General features: G+C 47.9%; 4 protein-coding genes. All 4 read left to right on the plus strand.

Features of this window, described 5'->3' with window-relative positions:
• Window positions 1–140: 140 nt before the first annotated feature.
• Window positions 141–308, plus strand: coding sequence for an ISAzo13-like element transposase-related protein (locus tag RM811_RS21295; protein WP_402528097.1), 168 nt, complete (start codon window positions 141–143; stop codon window positions 306–308).
• Between the two features lie 39 nt (window positions 309–347).
• Complete coding sequence (locus tag RM811_RS21300; RefSeq protein WP_402528100.1) at window positions 348–1,898, plus strand: ankyrin repeat domain-containing protein; 1,551 nt, start codon at window positions 348–350, stop codon at window positions 1,896–1,898.
• A gap of 364 nt (window positions 1,899–2,262) precedes the next feature.
• Entirely contained in the window at window positions 2,263–5,772 is a 3,510-nt protein-coding gene (gene smc / locus RM811_RS21305; protein WP_407065747.1) for a chromosome segregation protein SMC, read from the plus strand.
• 236 nt (window positions 5,773–6,008) lie between these two features.
• A partial coding sequence (gene zipA, locus RM811_RS21310) for a cell division protein ZipA (protein ID WP_402528106.1) occupies window positions 6,009–7,172 on the plus strand: 1,164 nt, incomplete at its 3' end.

Consider the following 7,172-nt stretch of genomic DNA (forward strand, 5'->3'; position numbering starts at 1 on the left):
TTGTCCTACGGGCAGATTAGCCTTATTGCTGGACGCGTGAAGTTGTGGGAATAAAGCTTATTCACCCTTAAACTCCAAGACTTGGAACTTATTGCTAACTTACTGGTCAGAAATATTGCAATACAAATGATCAACTACTTATGGAAAAAACTGAAACCACTACAGGATTGGAAGTTACGGTAAATATAATCGATAAAGTCTTTGAAACAGGTCGTAAATATGCGGCCGATTTTAAAGAGAAAATGAGCATTCAATTTGACAAGTTTCTGCCAAAGTGGAATTACATCATTGTTCCAGAAACAGGATAAAATGGGAAAGTTATTTTTAGACAAATCCTTAGGGGCTTAATGTACACCGTGAATTCATCTTTTCAGCAACCTTTTATCGTTGAATCTTCACCAAATAAATTAAAAGCTAATCGCTCAGGAAGAGCCCGGTCAGTCATGAAGAGAAGTGGTAATCGTAAAGTCGCTCACGCTGAATTTGCGTTGCAGGGGATGCCTTATTCCAAGAGGGGTCAAGACTTGTCAGTACCAGTAAATGGTTCTACATATACCCCCCAAAAAATAGTCGAGGTTAACAATATATATAATCGCCTTCATGGCCGAGTTAGTTCCTATTCCGTAACTGTTGTGGAGCTGGCTGGTGGGGTGGTGCTGAGGGTAAATCATTCTTCCCGGTTTTTGAATCCTTTCAAACAGCCTTCACAGCAAGCAAGAGTTTTTCTGAGAGGTTCTGAGGTAGGTGTTAAGATTGACAATTATATCAATAAACCCAATGTGCAATGTGTTGTAAAAGTAGAAACCCCTTCTTCTGTGATTTCTGTAACTTCACTTGACGATTTACCCACTAAAATAGATCGGCTTACCCTTTCACATAAAAGTATTGCTGAAAAAATGACCCCTCTTGACGATTTGCCCACTAAAATAGATCGGCTTACCCTTTCAGATAAAAGTACTGCTGAAAAAATGACCCCTGAAGCACTGTATAAGGCAGCTGAAAGTGGTGATGTTGATAGGGTTAAGCTGTTTTTGCGGGCTGGACTGGATCCAGATAATTACATGCCCGGTCGGACGCCGCTGGGTGTAGCAGTTGCGAAAGGGCATAGTCAGGTAGTTAATGTGCTTATTAACCATGGTGTGAATTTGAATAAGCGTAATTTTGCCGGTTGGACTTCGTTAATGGATGCAGCACATAGAGGTTATCGCGACATAGTTGTTGAGCTTTTACAGGCTGACGCTGATCCTGATATCAAAGTTAACAGTAAGTGCTCTGACAAGTCCACAGCTCTTCTCTTTGCTGCATCGAGAGGGCACCTTGATGTGATTCGTGAGTTGTTGGCGTATGGCGCGGATCCTGATATCGCTAATAAATGTGGTACTACAGCACTTTTTTATGCTGAAGATGATACCGTTGAGATGGCTGAATTGTTAGTCGAAAAGGGGATCAATATAAATGCAAGGGACTGCTTTGGAAGAACAGCCCTGGAATTAGCCTTAACCAATGGCTGCCCTGCAACGGCTGCTTTTTTGCTGACACGAGGGGCTGAGTATGAACGGATATTCCAGTTAGATTGGAACCTGTATCTGAATATCCCGAAGACGATTCTAAAGATCGTTAATGCCTGCCTTTTATCCGAAACTGATAAAAATAAACCTGTTAATTCTTTAAGGATAATCCAGTTCTTGAGTCGTGCTCTTAAGAAGAAGTTGATGCTGTCAATGGAATGCAGCAATTGGCAGCAATTGAGCGAGCCTTCCGGTAGTACCCTTCGACAGGAGCAGTATGAACGAAGTCAGAGTTTAAGAAGGGGTAACTTTAGTGAGACAAATCCTGACGACAATGACAGAGAGCGCTTATCACTTCAGTCAATCACGTCAAGCGCAATGGAGCGGTGACAGTTTTGGGGCTTCGAACTTCCAATGTTAAGTACGATGTTCAAGTTTTTTTGATCTGACTGTTTCCGTTTTGTGCATGGGTATTTGCACATGGTTATCGGGTAAACAGAAAAGTCGCCTTTTTCATTTCGGAAAAGGCGACTTTTCTGTTTACTATGTTAATGTGTAATATCTGAACTGAAAGGAATGAAATATCCTTTCAATTGAACGATTCGCTATGACAAGGAGCCGGAGCCCACAGCAGCATGCTATGAATGGTTTTGTTACCGTAGTTCTATCAAGAACCCCATAGCGGTAACCATGCAATGGCAGATTGGTCAGTATCAATGCTTATGGCCCCGACAGTGAAGAGCTAAAGGAAACGATGCGTTTAAAATCCATCAAACTGGCCGGATTCAAATCTTTTGTTGACCCGACGACGGTTCATTTCCCCTCCAATATGTGTGGGGTGGTTGGCCCTAATGGTTGTGGTAAATCAAATATTATTGATGCCGTTCGCTGGGTAATGGGGGAATCATCCGCCAAACACCTGCGTGGCGAATCCATGACCGACGTTATTTTCAAGGGTTCCAACAGCCGGAAGCCGTCAAATCAGGCTGTAGTCGAGTTACTGTTTGATAATAACGAAGGGCGTATAACCGGTGAATTTGCCGCCTACCGGGAAATTTCTGTTAAGCGTTCCCTCAATTCCGATGCCAAAAATACCTATTACCTGAATGGCAGCAAATGTCGGCGTAAAGATGTGATGGATATATTTCTGGGCACCGGTCTCGGGCCCAGAAGTTACGCCATTATCAGTCAGGGCATTATTTCCAACCTGGTTGAATCCAAACCGGATGAGCTTCGGGTGTTTATCGAGGAAGCCGCCGGTATCTCCCGCTATAAAGAACGTCGCCGGGAGACTGAAAACCGGATTCGCCGAACCAGGGAAAACCTTGAACGACTCACGGACCTGCGGGATGAACTGGGACGTCAGTTAGGTCATCTCCAGCGTCAGGCTCAGTCCGCTGAAAAATACAAAGAGTATAAGTCCGAAGAACGTCTGAAAAAGGCTCAGCTGCAGGCACTCAAATGGCAAGCCATCAATACCGGAGCCCAGTCCCAGGAACAGGCTATTCGTGAGTTTGAGGTGCAGCTTGAAAGCGCTATCAGTGAACAACGTTCCGCAGAAGCAGCAATGGAAGAGGATCGTGCTCAGCAAATGGAACTGAGTGATCGTTTTCATGAAACCCAAACAAGCTACTACAGTACGGGCAATGAAGTGACCCGTATTGAGCAGACACTGCAACATCGTGAAGAACGCTCAAAAGAGTTATCGCGGGACCTGGAACAGGTAGAACAAAGCTGGGAGGAAGCCCGTGAACAACTGGCGGATGATCAGCAACAGTTAGAAGCCTTTCAGGAAGAGCTAATCGAACTTGAGCCGGAGCTGGAAATGTTACAGGATCAGGAATCTGATTCCGGTGACATACTGACTCAGGCAGAAGAAGCCATGCACCGCTGGCAGCAGGAGTGGGATCAGTTTAATCAGCGTTCCCATGAGCCCAAGCGTACGGCCGAAGTTGAGCAATCCAGAATTAGCCATGCGGAACAGGTGATGGGCAGGCTTCAGGAGCGGGATACCCGCCTGAAGGAAGAATCTGCGGCCCTGGCCGGCAGTGAAGATCAGGAAGAGATGACACTGCTTTCTGAAAGACTGACCGAGCTGGAATTGACCGCAGAAACCGTAGAAATTCGCATCGAAGAAAATGTTGAAGCTGTTGAACATCAGCGTGGTCAGGTACAGAACCTCAGTGCAGAGCGGGAAAATAATCGTGATGAGCTGAGCATGGTGCGGGGGCGACACGCGTCTCTGGAAACTCTGCATCAGGCCTCGTTGAATGAGGATACCGGCACCATTGAATGGCTGGAGCAACACCGGCTTAGTGAACACTCGCGGTTGATGGATAAACTGCAGGTTGAGGCTGGCTGGGAGCGTTCTGTTGAGACCATTCTTGGTGATAGTCTGCAGGCCGTATGTCTGGATAGCCTGGACCCGGTAGCAGAGGCGCTTGGTTCTCTTGAGCAGGGCTCGCTGGTGTTATTGGAAGCTGGCAATGGGGCTCGCTGTTTAGCTTCACTGAATGAGTTGCCTCTACTTACCGACAAAATTGTCAGTGGTCAGGAAGCACTGCCTTTATTAGCGGGTGTCTACGCCGCTGAGTCATTGGAAGTGGCCCTGTCACTGCGCTCCAAACTCCAGGCCGGCGAATCAATCATTACCCGGGATGGTATCTGGTTATCCTCAGGCTGGCTGCGGGTTAGTCGTGGCGTGGATAACAATACCGGCGTGCTTGAACGTCAGAAAGAGATGGAGTCGCTGGCAGAAAAGCTGGAATTATTGGAGGAAAGCAGCCAAACCCTGAAGGAACAGCTGGAAACGGCCAGGGCAACGCTGGAGCAGCATGAAGCCCTGCGTGAACAGTTGCAGAAACAATTATCGGGAATTAATCGCAGCCAGGGAGAAGTCAGGGCAGATCTTGGGGCACGAAGAGTGCGTCTTGAGCAGTTTTCAGAGCGCCGCCGGCGTTTGGAAAAAGAGCTTGAGGAAGTGAAGGAACAGCATCAGCTGGAGCAGGACGTGATTGGTGAGTCGCGGATGCGGCTGCAGGAAGCACTGGATCACATGGAGGAGGATATTGGTCGCCGGGAGGAAATGCAGGAGCAACGTGAGAAGCTTCAGTCAAAACTCGAAGGCGTCAGGCATCAGGCACGCTTTGATAAAGAGCGGGCGCATCAGCTGGCTTTACGACAACAGTCTATCAATACCCAGATAGGTTCTATTAAGGCTGCTATTGAGCGATTAAGTCAGCAGGCGACCAAACTCAGGGAACGTCGGGAATTCCTGAAAGAGTCCATGTCAGAATCCAATTCGCCGGAAGGGGATTTGAAGGAACAATTAGAGGAAGTGTTAGCCCGTCGCCTTGAGGAAGAAGAGGCCATGCAGGCGGCACGAATAGCACTGGAAACTGTGGAACAGCGAATTCGATCCGGTGAAAAAGTGCGTCATAGTGCCGAACAGCAGGCACAGAAGGTTCGTGAGCGGCTGGAAAAACTGAGGATGGACTGGCAGGGCATGCAGGTTCGTCGTACGACACTGGCCGAGCAGTTGAAAGAAGATCAGTTTGACCTTGAAACGGTAGTGGAAAATCTGCCCGATGATGCCTCAGAGCAGCAATGGGAACAGGATTTGGAACGTATCGCTGCAAGAATTGAACGACTGGGTGCGATTAACCTGGCGGCCATTGAAGAATATGAAACCCAGTCGGAGCGTAAACAGTATCTGGATGCCCAGAATGACGACCTGGAGTCGGCACTGAATACGCTGGAAAATGCCATTCGAAAGATTGACAAGGAAACCCGTCTGCGCTTTAAAACAACCTTTGATAAAGTGAACTCAGGGCTTCAGGAACTGTTTCCCCGGGTGTTTGGTGGAGGTCAGGCTTATCTGGCATTAACAGGGGACGACCTGCTGGATACCGGTGTGACTATAATGGCTCAGCCTCCCGGAAAGAAAAACAGCACTATTCATCTGTTATCTGGTGGCGAAAAGGCATTGACGGCCATTGCCCTGGTCTTCGCCATATTCCAGTTGAACCCGTCACCTTTCTGTATGCTGGATGAGGTTGATGCGCCTTTGGACGATGCCAACGTTGGCCGGTATGCGAAATTGGTGTCTGAAATGAGTGATAAAGTGCAGTTTATTTACATCACTCACAATAAAATAGCTATGCAGGCGGCCAGCCAACTGGTGGGTGTGACCATGCATGAACCTGGGGTGTCCAGACCGGTCTCGGTGGATGTTGAACAGGCGGCGGCTATGGCCGAGTTATAATCGTTGGATGAATAAGCTATGGATTATTAGCGTAGCCAGTCTATAAGGCACGTAAAAGAAAAGATCTTAGCTTAATTTGTTATTTTTTATTGTAAGATTGCAGCATTGGCTGGGTGCAGTAGTAAATTATTCATATGTGATAAATGACAATGGTCACAGATTTGTCATAAAGTAATATCACAGGGAAAGAAACTGCAATTCGGGCGTTGTTTCAAGGTCTACAGGACAACAAGGACATGAGTTTGCGAGATTGGCTGATACTCATTGGGGTGATGGTGATCGTCGGTGTACTGGCTGATGGTTATCGCAGGATGCGGCTGGCCAGAAAAAGGTCATCAGAGATCAGCTTTGGTCTGGAAGACGTCAAAGGGTATGACGATGATTTTTCCAGTGAACTGCCCAATGGTGGCGCTCGTTCGCGCCCATCAAACGAGGCATTTTCCAGAAAAGATCAACCAAGAGAGCGTGTGGAGCCCGGCTTCTCAAGTTCTGGCTATACAGAGGATTATGCTGAAGAGGCGCCTGTCTATCCTGAGTCTTTAAGGCAAAAGTACCAGCCAAAGCCCCCGGAAGAGGCGTTTGAAACTGAAGTGCACCCGGAAGATATGGTTGATGAATCCGGGGTTGTAGAAAAGACCCGATCCCAACGGCCACTTGACCTTGATGAACCGGTACCGGTTTTGATGAATCTGGATGAGTCTCGACACTCTTTAGGGGCTAATGGCTCCTTAGGGGCTAATGGCTCTTCAAGGGCTGATGGCTTTGACCGCTCAGTATTGTCCCGTGCCGCCTCTACATTGAGTGAGGAGCCAGAAGATCTGGTTGGCACCAGAAGGGTGGTTTCCCGCGAGGATAAAGCCCCTATTCAGGAGCGCGAGATTTCTGCCAGAGGGAATGCTCACCCTCAAAAAGAGCTTAACCTCGGTGCTGCACAGCGTGAGAAACCAGAGAAGCTGAAAGACCGTCCACCGGCCAGTGACGTAGTCGTTATTAATGTTCTGGCAAAAGGTGGACAAATATTCAATGGTGAGCAGTTAATGCAGACCATGCTTTCCTCCGGTATGCGTTTTGGTGATATGTCGATTTTTCACCGGTATGCCAATGCGGATGGTACTGGCAAGATTCTGTTCAGTATGGCCAATGGTGTAAAACCGGGCACTTTTAATATTGATCGTCTGGAAACCACTGAAACCCCGGCCTTGAGCCTGTTTATGGGTTTGCCCGGGCCGGAAAAGCCCATGCAGGCTTTTGCCCTGATGGAAGAGACGGCTCGCCGTCTTGCTCTTGATCTGGGTGGTGAACTGAAAGATGAACAGCTCAGTGTGATGACTCAGCAGACATTAGAGCACTGTCGTCAGCGTATTCGCGAGTACGAGCGTAAGCAACTGGCCAAACAACCG

Origin of the sequence: Endozoicomonas sp. (genome assembly GCF_031844845.1) — a bacterium.
Classification (GTDB): Bacteria; Pseudomonadota; Gammaproteobacteria; order Pseudomonadales; family Endozoicomonadaceae; genus Endozoicomonas.